This window comes from Nocardia sp. NPDC047648 (assembly GCF_040642815.1).
GTDB classification, from domain to species: domain Bacteria; phylum Actinomycetota; class Actinomycetes; order Mycobacteriales; family Mycobacteriaceae; genus Nocardia; species Nocardia gamkensis.
Genome location: NZ_JBEYSX010000001.1, coordinates 793650 through 811604, shown reverse-complemented (window position 1 = coordinate 811604; position 17955 = coordinate 793650). Strand labels below are relative to the sequence as shown.

20 protein-coding genes and 1 pseudogene are annotated in these 17955 nt (G+C 68.1%); 11 read left to right on the top strand and 10 right to left on the bottom strand.

Going from position 1 to position 17955, the window contains the following annotated elements:
- Positions 1–71 precede the first annotated feature (71 nt).
- From ABZ803_RS03730 to ABZ803_RS03720, 3 genes are all read left to right on the top strand, one after another.
- Positions 72–653 carry a TetR/AcrR family transcriptional regulator gene (locus ABZ803_RS03730; RefSeq protein WP_357032296.1) on the top strand — a complete coding sequence of 194 codons (582 nt, stop codon included), beginning with the start codon at positions 72–74 and terminating at the stop codon, positions 651–653.
- Positions 650–1873 carry an NADH:flavin oxidoreductase gene (locus ABZ803_RS03725; protein WP_357032293.1) on the top strand — a complete coding sequence of 408 codons (1224 nt, stop codon included), beginning with the start codon at positions 650–652 and terminating at the stop codon, positions 1871–1873. The genes ABZ803_RS03730 and ABZ803_RS03725 overlap by 4 nt, the downstream gene beginning before the upstream one ends.
- 528 nt (positions 1874–2401) lie before the next feature.
- Positions 2402–2647 carry a CsbD family protein gene (locus ABZ803_RS03720; protein WP_357032693.1) on the top strand — a complete coding sequence of 82 codons (246 nt, stop codon included), beginning with the start codon at positions 2402–2404 and terminating at the stop codon, positions 2645–2647.
- A 135-nt stretch (positions 2648–2782) separates the two neighbouring features.
- On the opposite strand, the gene ABZ803_RS03715 is transcribed toward ABZ803_RS03720, so the two are convergent.
- Together ABZ803_RS03715 and ABZ803_RS03710 are read right to left on the bottom strand one after the other, a co-directional pair.
- Positions 2783–3010 (bottom strand): hypothetical protein, encoded by a 228-nt coding sequence (locus tag ABZ803_RS03715; RefSeq protein ID WP_357032290.1) that lies wholly within the window; start codon positions 3008–3010, stop codon positions 2783–2785.
- A gap of 170 nt (positions 3011–3180) precedes the next feature.
- Positions 3181–4401: an acyl-CoA dehydrogenase family protein gene (locus ABZ803_RS03710; protein WP_357032287.1), complete on the bottom strand. Its 1221-nt coding sequence runs from the start codon at positions 4399–4401 to the stop codon at positions 3181–3183.
- A gap of 157 nt (positions 4402–4558) precedes the next feature.
- Here ABZ803_RS03710 and ABZ803_RS03705 point away from each other — a divergent pair, with 157 nt between their 5' ends.
- Positions 4559–5443, top strand: a complete 885-nt coding sequence (locus ABZ803_RS03705) for a TetR family transcriptional regulator (protein WP_357032284.1) — start codon at positions 4559–4561, stop codon at positions 5441–5443.
- Between the two features lie 112 nt (positions 5444–5555).
- Positions 5556–6503 carry an alpha/beta hydrolase gene (locus ABZ803_RS03700; protein WP_357032281.1) on the top strand — a complete coding sequence of 316 codons (948 nt, stop codon included), beginning with the start codon at positions 5556–5558 and terminating at the stop codon, positions 6501–6503.
- 9 nt (positions 6504–6512) lie between these two features.
- Here the strand turns inward: ABZ803_RS03700 and ABZ803_RS03695 are convergent, their stop codons facing one another.
- Complete coding sequence (locus ABZ803_RS03695; protein WP_357032278.1) at positions 6513–8045, bottom strand: acyl-CoA synthetase; 1533 nt, start codon at positions 8043–8045, stop codon at positions 6513–6515.
- A gap of 206 nt (positions 8046–8251) precedes the next feature.
- On the opposite strand from ABZ803_RS03695, the gene ABZ803_RS03690 reads away from it, so the two are divergent.
- From ABZ803_RS03690 to ABZ803_RS03680, 3 genes are all read left to right on the top strand, one after another.
- Positions 8252–8449 (top strand): hypothetical protein, encoded by a 198-nt coding sequence (locus ABZ803_RS03690; RefSeq protein WP_357032275.1) that lies wholly within the window; start codon positions 8252–8254, stop codon positions 8447–8449.
- 19 nt (positions 8450–8468) lie between these two features.
- On the top strand, positions 8469–8738 hold the full coding sequence (locus ABZ803_RS03685; protein WP_357032690.1) for an FAD-dependent oxidoreductase: 270 nt from the start codon (positions 8469–8471) through the stop codon (positions 8736–8738).
- Between the two features lie 264 nt (positions 8739–9002).
- On the top strand, positions 9003–9779 hold the full coding sequence (locus ABZ803_RS03680; protein WP_357032687.1) for a DUF1206 domain-containing protein: 777 nt from the start codon (positions 9003–9005) through the stop codon (positions 9777–9779).
- Positions 9780–9807: 28 nt separating this feature from the next.
- On the opposite strand, the gene ABZ803_RS03675 is transcribed toward ABZ803_RS03680, so the two are convergent.
- Both ABZ803_RS03675 and ABZ803_RS03670 read right to left on the bottom strand, forming a co-directional pair.
- Positions 9808–10290 carry a hypothetical protein gene (locus tag ABZ803_RS03675; protein WP_357032272.1) on the bottom strand — a complete coding sequence of 161 codons (483 nt, stop codon included), beginning with the start codon at positions 10288–10290 and terminating at the stop codon, positions 9808–9810.
- A 26-nt stretch (positions 10291–10316) separates the two neighbouring features.
- Positions 10317–10772 (bottom strand): MarR family transcriptional regulator, encoded by a 456-nt coding sequence (locus ABZ803_RS03670; RefSeq protein ID WP_357032269.1) that lies wholly within the window; start codon positions 10770–10772, stop codon positions 10317–10319.
- Positions 10773–10848: 76 nt separating this feature from the next.
- Between ABZ803_RS03670 and ABZ803_RS03665 the strand changes: the two genes are divergently transcribed.
- Entirely contained in the window at positions 10849–11511 is a 663-nt protein-coding gene (locus ABZ803_RS03665; protein ID WP_357032266.1) for a maleylpyruvate isomerase family mycothiol-dependent enzyme, read from the top strand.
- A 29-nt stretch (positions 11512–11540) separates the two neighbouring features.
- Here ABZ803_RS03665 and ABZ803_RS03660 read toward each other — a convergent pair whose 3' ends face one another.
- The 3 genes from ABZ803_RS03660 to ABZ803_RS03650 form a co-directional block, all read right to left on the bottom strand.
- Positions 11541–13283: a GMC family oxidoreductase gene (locus ABZ803_RS03660; RefSeq protein ID WP_357032263.1), complete on the bottom strand. Its 1743-nt coding sequence runs from the start codon at positions 13281–13283 to the stop codon at positions 11541–11543.
- A 50-nt stretch (positions 13284–13333) separates the two neighbouring features.
- Complete coding sequence (locus ABZ803_RS03655) at positions 13334–14791, bottom strand: NAD(P)/FAD-dependent oxidoreductase (RefSeq protein ID WP_357032260.1); 1458 nt, start codon at positions 14789–14791, stop codon at positions 13334–13336.
- 259 nt (positions 14792–15050) lie between these two features.
- Positions 15051–15407, bottom strand: coding sequence for a hypothetical protein (locus ABZ803_RS03650; protein ID WP_040867509.1), 357 nt, complete (start codon positions 15405–15407; stop codon positions 15051–15053).
- A gap of 330 nt (positions 15408–15737) precedes the next feature.
- On the opposite strand from ABZ803_RS03650, the gene ABZ803_RS03645 reads away from it, so the two are divergent.
- Entirely contained in the window at positions 15738–16127 is a 390-nt protein-coding gene (locus ABZ803_RS03645) for an RICIN domain-containing protein (protein WP_357032257.1), read from the top strand.
- A gap of 29 nt (positions 16128–16156) precedes the next feature.
- On the opposite strand, the gene ABZ803_RS03640 is transcribed toward ABZ803_RS03645, so the two are convergent.
- Positions 16157–17041, bottom strand: coding sequence for an SGNH/GDSL hydrolase family protein (locus ABZ803_RS03640; RefSeq protein ID WP_357032254.1), 885 nt, complete (start codon positions 17039–17041; stop codon positions 16157–16159).
- Positions 17038–17454, bottom strand: coding sequence for a nuclear transport factor 2 family protein (locus tag ABZ803_RS03635; RefSeq protein ID WP_357032684.1), 417 nt, complete (start codon positions 17452–17454; stop codon positions 17038–17040). Before ABZ803_RS03635 ends, ABZ803_RS03640 begins: the two co-directional genes overlap by 4 nt.
- A gap of 86 nt (positions 17455–17540) precedes the next feature.
- Between ABZ803_RS03635 and ABZ803_RS03630 the strand changes: the two are divergent.
- A pseudogene (locus ABZ803_RS03630) lies at positions 17541–17954 on the top strand (PadR family transcriptional regulator); the annotation flags it as partial.
- Position 17955 lies beyond the last annotated feature (1 nt).

Here is a 17955-nt window from a genome sequence, read left to right as displayed (position 1 = left end):
CCGCGCCGGCCGGTCAAACATTGTTTCAATCAGTGATTGAATCGGCGATGGAGACGTGCTTCACTTAGCGCATGCCGAAACAGGTCTCCGAGGCCGCGACCACCCGCGATCGCCTGCTGACAGCCGCGGAACGACTGCTGCTGGAGGGCCGCTACGACGAGGTGTCGGTGCGCGGGATCTGCGCGCAGGCCGGGGCCAACCCGGCGGCGGTGCACTACCACTTCGGTTCGAAGGACGCTCTGGTCGCCGCGTTGCTCGAGGAGCGGCTGGGGCCGGTGTGGGAGGACCGCTTGGCCGCTGTCACCAGCGCGCACGGGTCGGTCGCCGAGGTGGTCGATGCGGTGATCGAGCCGTTCGTCGCGTTGGCCGCCGATCCCGTGGGGCGGTTGCACCTGAGACTGCTGGCGCAATTCGTCCTCGGCAGGCAGGTGACCGAATGGCGGCAGCCATGGTTCCGGATCGATGCGTGGGTGAGCCTGTTGCCCGGTGTGAGCGAGCGGGAGAGCCGCCGCCGGTGGATGTTGGCGTTCGACCTGCTCATCATGCGATTCGGCAGTGCGGAGCACCGGGAGATGTCGCGGGAGGCAGTGGCCACCCTCCGGGAATTCGTAGTGGCCGGATTGACCGCGCCGACAGGAGAGAAACAACGATGAACGACGTATTCGCACCGGCCCGGCTCGGACCGATCGCCCTGCGCAACCGGGTGATCAAGGCCGCGACCTTCGAAGGCCGCACGCCGGACGCTCTGGTGACCGATGAATTGATCGAGTTCCATCGCGAGGTCGCCGCCGGTGGCGTGGGGATGACGACGGTGGCGTACTGCGCTGTCGCTCCCGGTGGCCGGACCGACCGGCACCAGATCTGGATGCGTCCGGACGCCGTGCCGGGATTGCGGAGGCTCACCGAAGCCGTCCACGGTGAAGGCGCCGCGGTGAGTGCGCAGATCGGGCATGCGGGTCCGGTGGCCAACGCGGCCTCCAACCGGGTTCCGGCGCTGTCGCCGAGCCGGATGTTCAGCCCCCTCTCGATGCGCATGACGCGCAGTCCCGACGAGAACGGGATCCGTGAACTCGTGGCCGCTCATGCCGACGCGGCGAAGCTGGCCGAAGCGTCCGGCTTCGATGCGGTGGAGATCCACTTCGGGCACAACTACCTGGTCAGCTCGTTCCTGAGCCCCAAGCTGAACCGCCGCACCGATCGTTACGGCGGGAGCTTGGCCAACCGGGCGCGGTTGGCGCGCGAGATCGCCGCCGCGGTACGGCAGGCCGTGGGCGGCCGGCTCGCGGTGACGGCGAAGCTGAACATGGAAGACGGAGTGCGGGGCGGGCTCACCGTGCCGGAGTCGGTGCAGGTCGCCGCGTGGCTGGAAGCCGACGGCAGCCTGGACGCGCTGGAGCTGACGGCGGGCAGTTCGCTGCTGAACCCGATGCTGCTGTTCCACGGTGCCGCCCCGCGGCGGTCGTTCGGTGATGTTCTGCCGGTGCCCGCGCGCTGGGGTTTCCGGATGGTCGGCAAGGCGTTCTTGAAGGAGTACCCGTATCAGGAGGCGTATCTGCTCGAGCGGGCGCGGCACTTCCGGCGGGAATTGAGCATGCCCCTGGTTCTGCTCGGCGGCATCACGAATCTGGACACCATGCGGCTCGCGATGGCGGAAGGTTTCGAGTTCGTCGCCATGGGCCGTGCTCTGCTCCGGGAACCGAACCTGTTGCAGCGCATCCGATCCGACGCGACGACCCGCTCGGCCTGCGTGCACTGCAACGAGTGCATGCCCACGATCTACACGTGCACACGCTGCGTGTTCCGTCCCGACCAGCCGCGCGAACCCGTCGAGCTGACGATGTCGGGCATCGGCGGTACCGAAGCGCAGGTGTAGCGGTCCGCGGTCGATGCGGTCAGGGCGGCGACTGATCCGTGCGGAGCGGGCGCTGCCAGCGCGGCGACCGGCATCGCCGTCATCGCGTGGTCCATGGCCAGGTGCGGGGACACCGTGCCGACGTAGGCGCGACGCGTCGGCGCGGACGATCACGCCTACGCCGTCCGCCGCACCGAGCAGCGGGTGGAGTTCTTCATCGACGGTGCGCCGGTCGGGTCCTTCGGGAGCCCGCCGCACGGCAAGGGGGTCGACATCATGCAGAAGCCGGTTCCGCTGCTCGGGCAGGCCTGGCTCGACGGCAGCTACTGGTTCCCGCTGCCGATTCCGGAGTACAACGACCACGAACAGCGGCTCACGATGACCCGTTATCGGCAGGCCCGAGCGAGACCACCCCGCTTCGCTGACACCGCCCGCCCGCGACCAGGCACGACACGCGCGACGCCGGTCTTTCTCGCCGAAGATGGTTCGAGGCCGGTCTCCCGGGTATGCGCGAGATGTCAGCTTGTTCCGATATTCCAGGAGGTTGTTGTGGCTGAACATGGAAGCGGTGCTCGTGAAGGCGTCGAAGGCGTCGTCGAAGATGTCAAGGGCAAGGTGAAGGAAGCGGCCGGTACCGTCACCGGTCAGGAGAATCTGAAGGACGAGGGCCGCGCGCAGCAGGACAAGGCGGCCTCGCAGCGCGAGGCGGCAGGCAAGGAAGCCGCCGCCGAGAAGGCCAGGGCCGAAGCGGACGTCGACGAGGCCCGCCAGTCCGCGCATCAGCACGGACGGTAATCACCCGTCGGTTCGTCCGACCGCAGACAACACCCCGCCGCCGTCAGCCGAGCTGGCGGCGGCGGGGTGTTCGCGTGTGGGTTGGTCATCGAGTCGGCACGCCCCGTGGCTCGCGCTCGAGACAGAGCAGTGCTGTCAGGCGTATGGCTCGACGGTGCGCACGTACGCGAGGCCGCAGGCTCGCTCGGCTGTTTCCGGCGCCGCCGCGATGACTACCCGGTTGGCGCCGCCGTCTTCGACGACTTCGGCACCGGCCTTCTTCAGCCAGTCGAAGAACGCCGACCGGATCGTCATGAGCGTCGCGTCGTCGCTGGGTTCTCCCGCATTCAGCGAGATGAGGTATCGGCGGTCGTGCGCTGACATACGGCTCTCCGTTCGATCATCCCGAGACGCGGTCGGATCGGTGTGTTCGCCGCTCGTGGCGGCGAGGAACTCCGTTTCGGCGGAACCATGAAGTCCGCATGTTACGCGGAGAGCTGTGCCTGTAGGCGGCCGACGGGCGGACTTACAGCCTCGCCCGGCGGCTTACCGGATCAGTGCGAAGGGCCGGACCCGTCGGCCGCCGCCCGCCGGGCGGCACCGACCGCCCGCTTGGCGATAGCCCATCGGTGCACCTCGGAGGGTCCGTCGTAGATGCGGAAAGGCCGCACCTCGCGGGACAGGCGCGCCAGCGGCAGGTCGTCGGAGACGCCGAGACCGCCGCACAACTGGATGCTCCGGTCGACGATGCGGAAGATCGCCTCGGCGGCGAACGTCTTCGCTATCGAGGTGGCGTTGCCCGCGTGCTCCCCGCTGTCGAGTTCCCAGCAGGCCCGCACCAGCAGCGCGCGGGTCGCGGCGATGTCGATCTCGTTGTCGGCGATCATCTGTTGCGCCAGGCCGAGATCGCCGATGCGCGCACCGAATCCTTCGCGCTGAGCGACACGCGCGACGGCGATGTCGTGACCGCGCCGCGCCGCGCCGAGCCACCGCATCACGTGCGTCATGCGGGCAGGACCCAGCCGTACCTGGGCGTATTCGAAGCCGCGGTCGACAGCGCCCAGCACCGCTTCGTCGGGAACGAACATGTCCTCGAAGAAGACCTCGCAATGGCCGCCGATCATGGCCCGGTCGAGCGTGGTGATATGCCTGCCGACACGCAGGCCGGGGGTGTCGGCAGGGGCCAGGAACATGGTCGCCCCGCCGCGCTGGCCGGGTTCGCCGGAGGTGCGGGCCATCACGATGAAGAAGCCCGCGCCGTCCGCGCCGGTGATGAAGTACTTGTGGCCGTTGATGCGCCAGCCGCCGTCGGCGCGGACGGCCCGGGTGGCCAGCGCCGCGGGATCGGAGCCCGCGCCGGGTGCCGGCTCCGTCATCGCGAAGGCGGAGCGCACCGCCCCGCGGGCGAGCGGCTCGAGGTAGCGCGACTTCTGCTCCGGGTCGGCGATGTGGGCGAGCATGTGCACATTGCCCTCGTCCGGCGCCGCGATGTTGAGCGCGGTCGGACCGAACAGCGAGTAGCCCGCCTCTTCGAACACCGGGGCGCGATCGGACATGGACAGCCCGTGGCCGCCGTACTCGACGGGCGCGTGCGGCGCGAAGACGCCTGCTCTGCGCGCCTGCTCGTTCAGCGTGACGCGCAGCTCGTCACCACCCGCGACGGTGATGTCACCGTGGTGTTCGTCCTCGATCGGCAGCACCGTCTCCCGCACGAACGCGCGGGTGCGTTCGGTCAGCGCCCGTACTTCGTCGGAATAGGTCAGATCGATCGGCATCGCGCATTCCTCCTCGACATCCGGAGCCTCGTCATCGGACCGAACGATCGCTCCATCTGAACACTGTCTCACTGGGTGCGATCGGTGTCAAAGTGCCTTGGTCGAGCAATATCGGGCGGGAGTGCTCAAAGTTCTGCGTTCAGTTATTCTGAACACTATGGAAGATGAGGCCGCGTCGCCACATGAGGCGATCCGTCGTGCGCGCCGCGCCGCGGGCTTGTCGCTGCGCGAAGTGGCCCGCAGGCTCGAGGTGAGTCCCGCGACGCTCAGCGCCGTGGAGACGGGAAAGACCGGAATCTCGGTTGTACGCCTGACCCGGTTGTCCGATGTGCTCGGTGTGCCGGTCACGCACTTGCTCGGTGACATGGCCTCCGTATCCCGGCCGAGCTACGGCCGGACCGACGCCGAGCCGGGGGCACACGGCGGCTGGCGGGACTTCGCTCCGTTGGACGTCGACCCGGTGCTGGCCGCGGCTCTCGCTTCGTTCGTCGAGATCGGCTATCACGGTACGACCGTGCGCGCCCTGGCCCGGCGGGCGGGCACCAGCGTTCCCGGCCTCTACCACCACTACCGCGACAAGCACGAGCTACTGGTGCGCATTCTCGACCTGACCATGGACGAACTGCATTGGCGCGTGCGCGCCGCCCGCGCGGAGGGCCGCGACAGCGTGCACCGGGTGCGCCTGATCGTCGAAGCCTTGGCCCTGTTCCACACCCACCGCCGCGACCTCGGGTTCATCGGCGCCAGCGAGATGCGCAGTCTGTCTCCGGGCGAACGCGTGCGCATCGCCCGTTCCCGCCGTGACATCCAGGCCATCCTGGACGACGCGATCACCGAGGCCCATGGTGAGGGCCGCATCGCCACTCCCGATATCCGGGCGGCGGGTCGAGCCATCGCCACCATGTGCACCGCCATCCCGCAGTGGTTTCGCGAATCCGGCCCGGCGACGCCGGAGGAAGTGGCCGCACGGTACGGCGATTTCGCCCTGGGCGTGCTCGGGATCCATCCTGCGAACCAGCCGCATCGCTCCCGCCTCACCTAGGTGGCGTTCGACCACACCCTCGGGGACCGGACACCACCACTCGGGGGCCTGATGCCGACGGCTGGAACGGCGGACAGTAAGACGTGTCACCGCCGGCGAACCGGAGCATCCCATGTCGATCCCCAGCACAATCCCCACCGCGGCGGAGCGGCGTGCCACGGTCCGGACCGAAGACGGCGTGGCACTCGCGATTCGCGAATACGGTCCGCGCGACGCGGACCTCACCGTCGTGTTGCTGCACGGACATTGCCTGCGCACCGAGTCCTGGACCTACGTTCGCGACGCCCTGCTGCGCAGGAACCCCGGCGCGCGGGTCGTCTGCTACGACCACCGCGGTCACGGCGAGTCCGCCTCGGCGCCCCGGCAGACCTACAACCTCGAGCAGCTCGGCCGCGACCTGCGAGTGGTTCTCGATGCCGTGGCCCCCACCGGACCGGTCGTCCTCGTCGGTCACTCGATGGGCGGCATGACCGCGCTGACCTATGCCCGCCGCAACCCGCACGAGATCGGCACCCGCGTCCTGGGCGTCGCGCTCCTCGCGACCGCTGCCGACGGGCTCGCCGACGCGGGCTTCGGGCGGGTGCTGCGCAACCCGGTCGTCTCCGTCTTCCAGGCGGCCGTCCGCCGTGCCCCGCGCCTGATGCACCACGCGAAGCTCGCGGCCTGCAAGCTCTTCGCCCCGATAATCCGCACCGCGGAATTCGGTGATGGTGACGTCAGCTCCCGGGTGCTCGCCCTGGCCAACGCGATGCGCAACGAGACACCGATCGTCACGATGGCGAGCTTCTTGAGCGACTTCATGGTCTATGACCGAACCGACGCGCTCCCGGTTCTCTCCCGGATCCCCACGTTGGTGCTGTGCGGTTCCGCCGACCTGATGACGCCGCCGTCGCATTCCGTCGCGATGGCCGCCGCCGTCGAGTACTCGGACTTCGTGATGATCGATGGCGCGGGTCACTCCGTGATCCTGGAGCAGCCCGGCCAGGTGGCCGAGGCCGTCGCACGCCTGATGGCGCGGGCCGGTGAGGTCGGCGCCGCCGATCTCACCTACGCCGCCTGAGCGCGACACTCACACGTACCGCTGGCGGAGTTTGCCCTTGACCAGCTTCCCCGTGGGGGTGCGGGGCAGGTCGTCGGCGAAGTCGAAACTCTTCGGCACCTTGTAGTGGGCGATGCGCTCGCGCAGGTAGTCGCGCAGCTCCGCGGCGAGTTCCGGGCCCGGTTCGATGCCCGGCGCCGGTTGGACGACCGCCTTGACCGATTCGCCCATCTCCTCGTCCGGCACGCCGATCACCGCCACGTCGAGCACCCGGGGGTGCAGGGCGAGCGCGTCCTCGACCTCCTGCGGGTAGATGTTCACGCCACCGGAGATGATCATGAAGGCCTTGCGGTCGGTGAGGAACAGATAGCCCTCCTCGTCCACGTAGCCGATATCGCCGGTGGTGGTCCAGGTCGGGTGTTCGGGGTGGACCGCCTCCGCGGTCTTGGCGGGGTCGTTGTGGTAGGCGAAGGGGATCTCGTCGCGTTCGAAATAGACGGTGCCGATCTCACCGGTGGGCAGTTGCGCGCCGTCGTCGCCGCACACCCGGATCGTCCCCAGACCGGCTCGGCCGACCGAGCCCGGCTTGCGCAACCACTGCTCGCTGTCGATGAAGGTGGCGCCGTTGGCCTCGGTCGAGGCGTAGTACTCGTGCAGAATCGGGCCCCACCAATCGATCATCGCCCGCTTCACGTCGACCGGACACGGTGCCGCCGCATGCACGGCGACCCGCAGGCTGGACACGTCGTAGCGGGCGCGGACCGCCTCGTCGAGCTTCAGCATCCGGACGAACATGGTCGGCACCCATTGGCTGTGCGTCACGCGGTAGCGCTCGATGGCGGCCAGCGCCTGCTCGGCGTCGAATTTCTCCATGATCACCAAAGTTCCGCCGAGCGCGTGGACCACGCCACCGAAGCGCAGCGGCGCGGCGTGATAGAGCGGGGCGGGGGAGAGGTAGACCGTCTCGGTGTCGAATCCGTAGAGCGGGCCGAAGATCGCGGTATAGGTGTCGCCGGGCGCATCGCCGACCTGCCGGTCCGGCAGGGGCTGCTCGATGCCCTTGGGCCGTCCGGTGGTACCCGAGGAATAGAGCATGTCCGCGCCGCGCGGCTGGTCCGGCAGGGGTTCGGGCGCGGCCGCCGCCCGGGCGTCCTCATAGGACTTGTACCCCTGCACCGGGCCGCCGAAGGCGAGGCGGATCTCGACCGAGGGGGTCTGCGCCACGATCTGTTCGGCGGCGCCGGCGAGACCAGCCGACACGATCAGCGCCCTGGCTCCGCAGTCGTTGACGATGTAGCTGATCTCGCTCGGCGACAGATGCCGGTTGACGGCGGTGATGTAAAGCCCGGTTCGCAATGCCGCCCAGTAGACCTCGTAGACTTTCGGGTCGTTCCCCGACAGCAGCGCGACATGATCACCTTTGCGCAACCCCGCGTCGTGCAGGTGGCGGGCCAGCCGGACCGAGTTCTCCTCGAGTTCCCGATAGGTCAGCACTTCACCGCTCTCGGCGCGGACAACAGCCGGTTTGTCAGGGAATCGGTCGACGTGTGCGCCGGGGTACATGCGGCTCCTCGGTGGAACGGAGCGGTCGGTGCCCGACCGCCCGGCCTGCGCGGGCTCCCCGGATCCTCGGCCGCGCCGGCATCCCGGTGTCCCGCAGAGCGGTTGCTCTGCCACCGTACGATAGCTGAAAGTAAACGGAGATTCTGGTTTATTCAGCACAATTCCAGGCGTCCGCTCCGGGGTGGGGCGGCGGTAGCGCCGGAAAGGTGGCCGGGCTGGCCTGGCCGCCGATCCCGTGGCCGGACCGCCCCGCTGCGAGGCGGACCTGGCCGCGGATCGGCGCCGCGGCGTGGAAACCGCCGCCGGAGCCGGACGCGATGACCGCCGACCGCTGGTTCCGCGACATCGGCGTGCCCGAGTCGCTGCGGAAGCCGACCCTCCACCAGCTCGTGATCGCCTGCTGAACGAGAAGCCCGACCGGGTATCGGCTTTCACCTTCACCCAAGCCCCGCGCTTCATCGGCCGTCGCGCGCCGGCGGGCAATCCCCGTGCGGGCAACGCGGTCTGGCCGCCACCTTCTCCGCTCATCCGGGATTCGAGTCGCTGCGGCTGAGTCAGGCGACGCCCATCCGCGGGCTCTTCCGCGCCGGTGACCGGACCCGGACCGATCTGCCGTCCACCATCGAGTCCGCGGCGGAGAGCGCCCGCAGGGCTGTCGACGCCGGCCAGGATTATCTGGCTGTCCCGAAGTGACCGCCGCTCCCTGAGCGGCGCGGCGGTTGCACGCTTTTCGACGATGTTCGTCCGGTTATTCCACCCGAAGTGGGCAATACGGTCCATGGAGAGGTGAGAATCATGAGCTTGTTCCGAAGTGCTGACAGATATCGACGGCGCCGCACCCGCAGCGGGGGGTACGGCCGGTGGCGCAGCGGTTACGGAAGCCGCTGGCGCAGCCGGTATAGCAGCCGATGGCGGCGCGACACCAGGAGTCCGCGCAGGCACGCGGGATCAGGGGGATTGGCGGGGGCCGCGCGATTCGGCTTCATCGCACGCGGAATCGCTTACCTCGTCATCGGTATTCTCGCCTTCATGCTGGCGGTCGGCACCGCGCAACATGAGCCGACCGCGGGCGGGGCGCTCGCCGCGCTCGCCGGTAAACCGTTGGGATATCTCCTGCTGTGGATCCTTGCCCTCGGATTCGCCGCCTTGGCCGCGTGGCGGCTGGCGCAGGCTGCCGGCGCGCCCGCGGGGAGCCCGAGCGGACTTCGCCTGCGCGCGCTGGCCATCGGGCTGGTCTACGCCATAGCGTTCTTCGTCATCCTGCGATTCGTCGTGGACGGCCGGACGCCGCAGCCCGGTGAGGCCGTCGCACGCGACGTGACCGCCCGGATCCTGGCCTGGGACGGTGGGCAAGTGGTCGTCCTGTTGATCGGTTTGGTCATCCTCGCCTTGGGCGTCCTGACCACTCTGCGCGGGCTTCGTCTGGCTTTCGTCGACGACCTGCGGATGGGCTGGATGACCCAGGCGTCCCGGGAAAGCGTGATCTGGCTGGGCCGGTTCGGTTATCTGGCGCGGGGATTGATCGTCATGGGGATCGGGCTCGCCGCGGTGGTGGCGGCCGCGAAATACGAGCCGGCGAACGTCAAGGGCGTCGATGCGGTACTGCACGATTTCGCCGGCAGTACCCTCGGTCCTTGGCTGCTCATCCTGGTATCCCTCGGCTTGATGGCGTTCGGGGTCCTGTCGTTCCTGCAAGCGAAATACCGGCGGACGTACGGAGGGGTTCCGGTGTGAATCGGGCGAAGGTGGGCGGCGTCGTCGCCTACCGCCGCTCGGCTTCGATCTTCGCGGCAAGGGCCGATCGCTCGGCCTGTTGCCGAGCGAAGAGTTCAGTGCTGAAGGCAGTCCACGCGTCCTCTTGCTCCGGAGTCGATTGTGCTGCGTGCACTTCGGATTCGACATCGGGGTGGGCGTCGAGGAACCGGGCGAACAGCGAACCCATCTCCCGGCTGTGCCTGCGATTGAGCTCGATTCGTCGCGGATCCATGCGCGGCCGGTCGTCGCGGAGCGCCAACTGGTCGTACACGACCAAGGCGACGCGCGTGGGGTCGTCCGGCGGGTGCACGCGCAAGGTGTGATGGGGGTTCGGCTGGTCATCGATGATCACCACGGTGTCGGTACCGGCTGGAAGGTCCGCGGGCCAATCGATCTCGTCGGTGGCCTCCTCGACGAGCAACCGGGCGAGCCTTCCGCGCAGGCCGGTCTGGTTGTAGCGCAGTGGCGTAGGACCCTGATCTTCGCTCATGTGATGATCGCTCCCGATTCTGATCGCTACCGGTCGGTGCGTGCGGCGGCGGGGTAGGGGTCGGTGATCTCGCGCAGGCGATTCAGCGCTTGTCGCAGCTGCCGCATTCCCTGGGCGCCCAGATGCGCCGCCCATTCCTGCTCGACGCGTTCGGCCACCGAATTGGCGAAACCGGCCGCTTGCTCGCCGCGTTCGGTCAGGCACACGAGGCGAGCCCTGCGGTCGCTCGGATCGGGGACCCGCTCCACATAACCGGCACGTTCGACCTGGTCGACGAGGAAGCCGGCGGTCTGTTTCGTGATCTGCGCTCGTTCGGCCAGTTCGGTCAGGCGGGTGCCCGCGGCGTCGATCTGGGCGACTATCCGCGCCTGCGCGACGGTGATGTCGCCGAATCCCGAGTCGGTCAGAGCTGTCAGCACCCGTTGCTCCATCGCCCGAAACGCGATCTGCATCAACAGGCCGACGTTGATCTCCTCCGCCATCACGCTCCTTGACGTTGGTACGAGACGCTGACAATATTAGTCAGATAGCCTGACCAATTATATCGGAGGTGCCCTCATGCCCGCCCGATCGACAGTCCTCGACCGTGAGAGCAGCTGGCAGGTCGTCGAGCAGCAGCGCCACGCGATCGCGGGCCTGCTGGCCGAGCTGTCTGCGGAGGAGTGGGATCATCCCTCCCTCTGCGCCGGTTGGCGTGTCCGGCATGTGGCCGCCCACCTCGCGATGACACCGTCCCCGCCGCCGGTCGGCGTCATGATCGCGACCGGTCTGCGCGTCGGAGGCGACTACAATCGTCTGGTCGATCTGCTCGCCAGGCGATACGCGGAAGTGCCCGTGGATCAGCTGGTTTCGGGCATCCGAGACCAGGCGGCCGCACGCCGCATGCCGGTGCTGACCAACTACCGCAACGTCCTGATGGACACCGTGGTCCACGGCCAGGACATCGCCATCCCGCTCGGACGTACTCTCGACCTTCCCCCGGCGGCCGCCGCTATGGCTATCGCCCACGCGGTCACTCTCGGCCGGCCGGTCTTCGATCGCCGGCGGTTGCGCGGGATCCGCCTGCGCGCCACCGATATCGACTGGTCGTACGGCACCGGGCCCGAGGTCCACGGTCCGGTCACGGCATTGCTGTTGGCGGTCACCGGACGTACGGCGCGGCTGCGCGACCTGGCCGGCCCGGGTCTGGCGCCGTTGACCGAACGCCTCAGCAGCGCCTGACCCGGATCACCCGACCACGATTCCGGTGCTCAGCCGTGTTGGTCGCCGGCCGGTTCGGACCGGACGACCGGCCCTTTGATCTCGACGATCGGCAGCCGTAGCGCGGCAGGCGCATCGGCCGGGACCACCGGATTGCGCGGCGGCACCGGGGCGATGCGCCGGTAGGCCGCGCCGAGCTGCGGACGGGCATCCGGCTCACCCTTGTTCGGCCACAGAGCGGCGGCCCGCTCGGCCTGCGCGGTGATGGTGAGCGAAGGGTTCACCCCGAGGTTGGCCGAGATGGTCGAGCCATCGATGACGTGCAGCCCCGGATATCCGTGCATCCGATGGTACGGATCCACAACGCCGGTTTCGGCAGAGTCTCCGATGACGCAGCCGCCGATGAAATGCCCGGTCATCGGGATGTCGAACAGGGCGCTCCAGCCGGCGCCCGCGATGCCGTCGATCTTGTCGGCGACCCGGTGGGCCACCTCGTGCCCGGCCGGAAGCCAGGTCGGATTCGGTTCGCCCACACCCTGTTTCGTGGTCATCCTGCGACCGAACAGACCGCGTTTGGTGTAAGTGGTGATGGAGTTGTCGACCGATTGCATCACCAGCAGCCCGATCATCTGTTCCGACCAGCCGCGCGGGTTCTGCAGGTGCAGAGCGTCGCGGCCGAGCTTGCGCATCGTGCGCGCCCACAGGCGCAGCTTGGGGGTGTGCCCGTCCGGGTCGATCATGGCGGTGCCGATCAGGCCGATGGCGTTGCTGCCCTTGCCGTAGCGCACCGGCTCGATGTGGGTGTCGTCGTCCGGGTGGATCGAGGAGGTGATCGCCACCCCTTTGGTGAAATCGGAGTCCTTGCGGCGGCTGCGCACCGAGAGCAGTTCCTCGGAATTGGTGCGCGAGAGCTCGCCCAGCCGCGGGGAGATGTCCGGCAGCGAACCGCGGTCGCGCAGCCGGTGCAGCAGTTTCTGAGTGCCAAGGGCGGCTGCGGCGAAGACGACTTGCTCGGCGGTGAACTTGCGGCGCGCCTTACGGACCCAGCGCCCGGTGCGGACAGTGGCGATCTCGTAGCCGCCGCCGGGCAGTGGACGCACGTCGGTCACCGTGGTGAGCGCGTGTACCGTCGCCCCGGCCTGCTCGGCGAGATAGAGGTAGTTCTTGACCAAGGTGTTCTTGGCGTTGTGACGGCAGCCGGTCATGCATTCGCCGCAGTGCGTACAGGTGCTGCGGGCGGGGCCGACGCCGCCGAAGTACGGGTCGGGCACGTCCTGACCGGGCCGCGCGCCGTTGCCGCCGAACAGGACGCCGACGGGCGTGCTGCGGTAGGTCGAGCCGACGCCCATCTCCTCGGCGATCTCGGCCAGCACGCGGTCCGACGGTGTTGTCGCCGGGTTGGCCGTGACGCCCAGCATCCGCTTGGCCTGGTCGTAGTGCGGAGCGAGTTCGTCCTTCCAGTCGGTGATGTGCGCCCACTGGCGGTCCTGATAGAACTTGTCCGGCGGCTCGTAGAGCGTGTTCGCGTAGACCAGCGAGCCACCGCCGACCCCCGCGCCCGCCATGATGAAGGTGTCTTTCAGTAGCGTCAGCCGCTGGATGCCGAAGCAACCCAGACCCGGCGCCCACAGGTACTTCTTCGCGTCCCACGAGGTCTCGGCGAACTCGTCGTCGGCGAAGCGCCTTCCCGCCTCGAGCACGCCGACCCGGTACCCCTTCTCGGTCAGTCGCAGTGCGGTCACGCTGCCGCCGAAGCCGGAACCGACGACCACCACGTCGTAGTCGAACGTCATCTGATCTCCACCAGTTGTCGAAGTTGTTGCCGCGGAAGAGGCGGGCCGGGTCAAGCGACTTTCCTCGTTTCGAAGTCCGCGGCGTCGAGCTTGCGAGTGCGCCACCGGTAGCTGGTGACCGTGCCAGGCCAGTTGTTGGTGATCCGCCCGGCCGCGTTGCGGTACCAGCTCGAGCAGAAGTTCCACGGCGTGCGGTCGAGACGCTGCTGCAGCAGGTGATCGAAGCGGGCCTCGACTTCGGGACGCACCTCGAGCACGTGGCCCGGGCGATCGGCGACACGCTGGACGGCCTGGCGGATGTAGCGGGCCTGCGATTCGATCATGTAGACGATCGAGCCGACACCGAGGTTGGTGTTCGGGCCGTAGATCAGGAACAAGTTCGGATAGCCGGGCATCGTGATGCCCTGATACGCCCGAGCGCCCTGCGACCACTCGTCGGCCAGTTTGCGCCCGCCCCGGCCCGAGATGCGCATGGGCCAGAGGAATTCGGTGCCCTTGAACCCGGTGCCGTAGATGACGGCGTCCACCTCGTGCAGCGCACCGTCGGCGGTGCGCACGCCCTCCGGGGTGATCTCGGTGATCGCGGTGGTCTCCACCGTCACGTTGGGCCGGGTGAGCGCGGGCAGGTAGTCGTTGGAGAACAGCGCCCGCTTGCAGCCGGCCGGATAATCCGGGGTCAGCCGGGCCCGCAGACCCGGGTCCGCCACCTGACGCCGCAGATGCCGCAGGCCGATCCGCGTCACCAGCTTGCGGATGACCGGAACGTCGACGATGCCCAGGGAGAGGAACTCGCAGAACAGCCAGAACGCGAAGCGCTCGGTGAGGCGGGTGACCGGCAGCAGCCGGAAGGCGCGATGATGCCACGCTTTGTACTCGACGTCCGGCTTCGGCATGATCCACGCCGCCGAGCGCTGGAACAGCGTCAGATGCGCTACCGAGGGCGCGATCGCGGGCACGAACTGCACCGCGCTGGCGCCCGTGCCGATCACCGCCACCCGCTTGCCGGTCAGGTCGGCCTCGTGATCCCATTCGGCGGAATGGAAGGCCGTGCCGCGAAAGCTCTCCACACCGGGAATGTTCGGCAGCGCGGGCCGCGAGAGCTGCCCGACCGCGGAGATCAGCACATCGCAGGTCAGCTGGGTGCCGTCGGCGGTGCGCACGGTCCAGCGGCCCGTTGCGTCGTCGAACTCGGCCTCGGTGACCTCGCTGCGGAAGCGGATCTTGGGCAGCAGGTCGTGATCGCGGGCGATGCCGCGCAGATAGGCGAGGATGTCGGGCTGCTGGGAGAATCGCTTCGGCCAGTCGATGCGCGGCGCGTAGGAATAGGAATACAGCGGCGAGGGGATGTCGCAGCCCGCGCCCGGGTAGGTGTTCTCTCGCCAGACGCCGCCGACGTCCTCGGCCCGCTCCAGGATCGTGAAATCGTGCAGGCCCGCACGCTGCAATTCCATCGCCATGCCGAGCCCGCCGAATCCGGTGCCGATGATGACGATCGAAGGTGTGCTCATGGCGACAACGCTATGACCTCGACAAAGACCTAGGCCAAACACCTGAGGTCACAAAATCCACACTTTCGGCCACGTCGGCGGCTGATCCCGCCCTTCGGCTCATCCGTTGGGCAGGATCACCGCGCGCTCGGTGATCTTTCCCTCGTGCAACCGGGGCAGCACCTGCCCGGGCTCCGGGTCGGGCACGCCGACCAGCTCGGGCGCGGCCCCGATGGCCCGGTATGCAGGGCATTCATCGCGATATCTCCGTAGCCGTCACCTACAGGAAGGAGCTCACGTTGTTCACTTGGTTCGATTGCGTGTAGCCGCTCTGCACGTACTCGCAGCTGAACCCGCCGGAACTGTCCCAGGTGATGGGTGTCGACTCGGTGCCGACGTTCGTTATCCAGAGGATGTAGATCTCGTGCCCGGCCTCGTATTCCGAGCTGGTCTGGCCGGGGGCGAGAATGAACAGCGATTTGGGCTTGTCCCATTCTTGCCGGTAGATCGAGACATGCATATCCGTGTCGTTGTACAGCTTGTACCAGCCGGACGAGCTTCGCTCGGCAGGCGTCCCCTCGGTCAGCGATGACAGAGGTACGGTCTTTCGCTTGGCGTCCATGCCGGTTCCGGTCATCGGTCGTCTCCCTTCGAATCGTGCACACGGGGTCCGAAATATCGGCGCGAACGTCGCTGGATGGCAGGGTTTCTCGCGCCGCTTCGCAGCATATGAATACGCAACGGGGCTTCCCTCACCTTTTTCGGATGAAATAGTGCGCGATTCCGGATCGGGTGGCGGGAGACGACGGCGATCAGGTCACGGCTGATGCAATTCGCTTCGGCGTGGCGCCGATTCTGCTGTACTTGCTCCCGGCGATTCGCCTCGGACGACGACTACGAGATCAGCGCAGCGTCACCGGCGGTGTCGAGCTCGGTAGCGGTGCGCTCACACAGTGAGGACGAGACCATGGCTGAGAAGACTGCCACCACATATCAAATCATCAACTATGAAACCGGCCAAGCACTCGCGGTCGACGGCAGCGCGGACAGTGTGACCATGCGACAGCGTGCCGCCGACGACGAGGCCCAACTGTGGACGTGCCCGGCCAATCCCGAAGAGGGCGACTTCGACATCGTCAACAAGAAAACCGGCGGGCACCTCACGGCGAATCGTGCGAACGGGCGGTTGCTGTGTGCCGACGAGCATTGTGGCTGGGATATGCCCGAGTTCCCGGAGATATCCCCGATCGCCACCAGTGACGACGAATTCGTCATCGGCGTCATCCAGAACAATCAACCGCAGTTGCTGGTCAATCGAGAAAGCGAACGGGAGAAGTGGATATTCAGGAAAGTATGACCGGCGCGGTTTCGCCGCGCCGATCGCGGCTATTCCATCGGGTTCAGGTGGTCGCGAACCGGGCGTAGCCGGGGGCGTTTGGCGGTACGGCCGTCACCGGAGGACCGTCCGGTGGCCCGGCGTCGTAGCCATGGGCCGAGAAAGGTTGCCGCCCAGCGCAGTTCGTGCGCGGCCGCGGAGACCGGGCTTCGTGCCACCAGTGGTGGCCGCACGGGGCCGGTCCAGCCGTCGTCGGCGCCGGGCAGCCGCAGCGCGTGCGCCAAAGCGTCGGCTATGCGCTGATGCCCGAGCGGACTGGCGTGCAACCGATCGGGGCTCCAGAGACGGGGATCGGTGACCGCGGCGTGCCGCGCCGTTTCGGCGGCGACGACGCCGTGGCTCGCGGCCGACTCGCGGATGCGCAGGTTGAGCGCGGTGACGCGGCTGCTGAACGGCCGGGCGAGGGGGGTGATGCGCGCGATGTCGGGAAAGGTCACCGTGGCCACGACCGCGCCCTGCGCGGTGAGCGCGGCGAACATGGAGTCCAGGTGGCCTGCGACCTCGTCGGCGTCGAATCCCGGTCGCAGGATGTCGTTGACCCCGGCGATGACGGTAGTGATGTCCGGTCGCAGGGCGAGCGCGGCATCGAGTTGTTCGGCGTGGACATGCCGGGCGAGTTTGCCGCGGACCGCGAGATTGGCGTAGTGCAGATCGGGATTGTCCTGGGCGAGCCGTTCGGCGAGGCGGTCGGCCAAGCCGCGCACTCCGATCCGGTCGTCGCCGTCGCCGACGCCTTCGGTCTGGCTGTCGCCGAGAGCGACATACCGCGAGTAACCGCCGCGGGTCGCAGGTGCGCGAGCGCCGGCACGCTGCAACGCCGCGGCGGCCGGCTCGGCACTGCCCGCGCCGACCACCACGGCGTCGTAGTCGCTCATGCTCCGCTCGCCTCACCCGCGAGCTGCGCGGTGGCTTCGGCCTTGATGCGCTCGAACTGCTCGCCCATCCGCGCGGCCAGGGCCTGTGCGGCCGAGAGCGGGCGCACCATGACGGTGAAGTCGTCGATCTTGCCGTCATCGTCGAAATGCAGGAAGTCGCAGCCGGTCAGCTGCTTGCCGTCGACGGTGGCCTCGAAGACGAACGCGTGATCGCGGCCGCCGGCATCGGCGATCTCGCGCACGTAGCGGAAGTCTTCGAAGACCCGCATCACCGCGCGCAGGATCGCGGCGGTGATGGCCTTGCCCGGATAGGGCTTGAACGCCACGGGACTGGTGAACACGACGTCGTCGGCCAGGAGTGCCTCGATGGCGGCGGCGTCGCGGGCCTCCACGGCTGCCCGGAAGGGATGCATGTGCACCTCGCATACTCAAGAAATTGAATAGGTGAATTGAACTGTAGTTGCGGCTCACGTGGGATGTCCAGGGCTCGGAGGACGACGGTCTCATCGAGACCCGGATCGTTCACCAGGAGCGCCGCCCCAACAAGCGCCTGCACTCCATCACCCCCGCCGGACGCGCGGCGCTGCACGAGTTCGTCGCCGAGCCCGCCAGACCCACCGCCATCCGCGACGAGATGATGGTGAAGGTCCAGGGCATGGACGTCGAGGACGCCGCGGCGGTGCGCGCCACGGTGGCCGAGCGCCTGGACTGGTCGAAGGCGAAACTGGCGCGATACGAACGGCTGCGCACCCGGCTGCTGAACGGCCGCAGCGAGCAGGCGTATCTCGCGGAGGCCGAACGAGTCGGCCCGTATCTCACCCTGCTGCGCGGCATCTCCTTCGAACAGGAGAACGTCCGCTGGGCGGAGTTCGCCCTGTCGGTGATCGACCGGCGGATGGCCGCGCACACGTAGC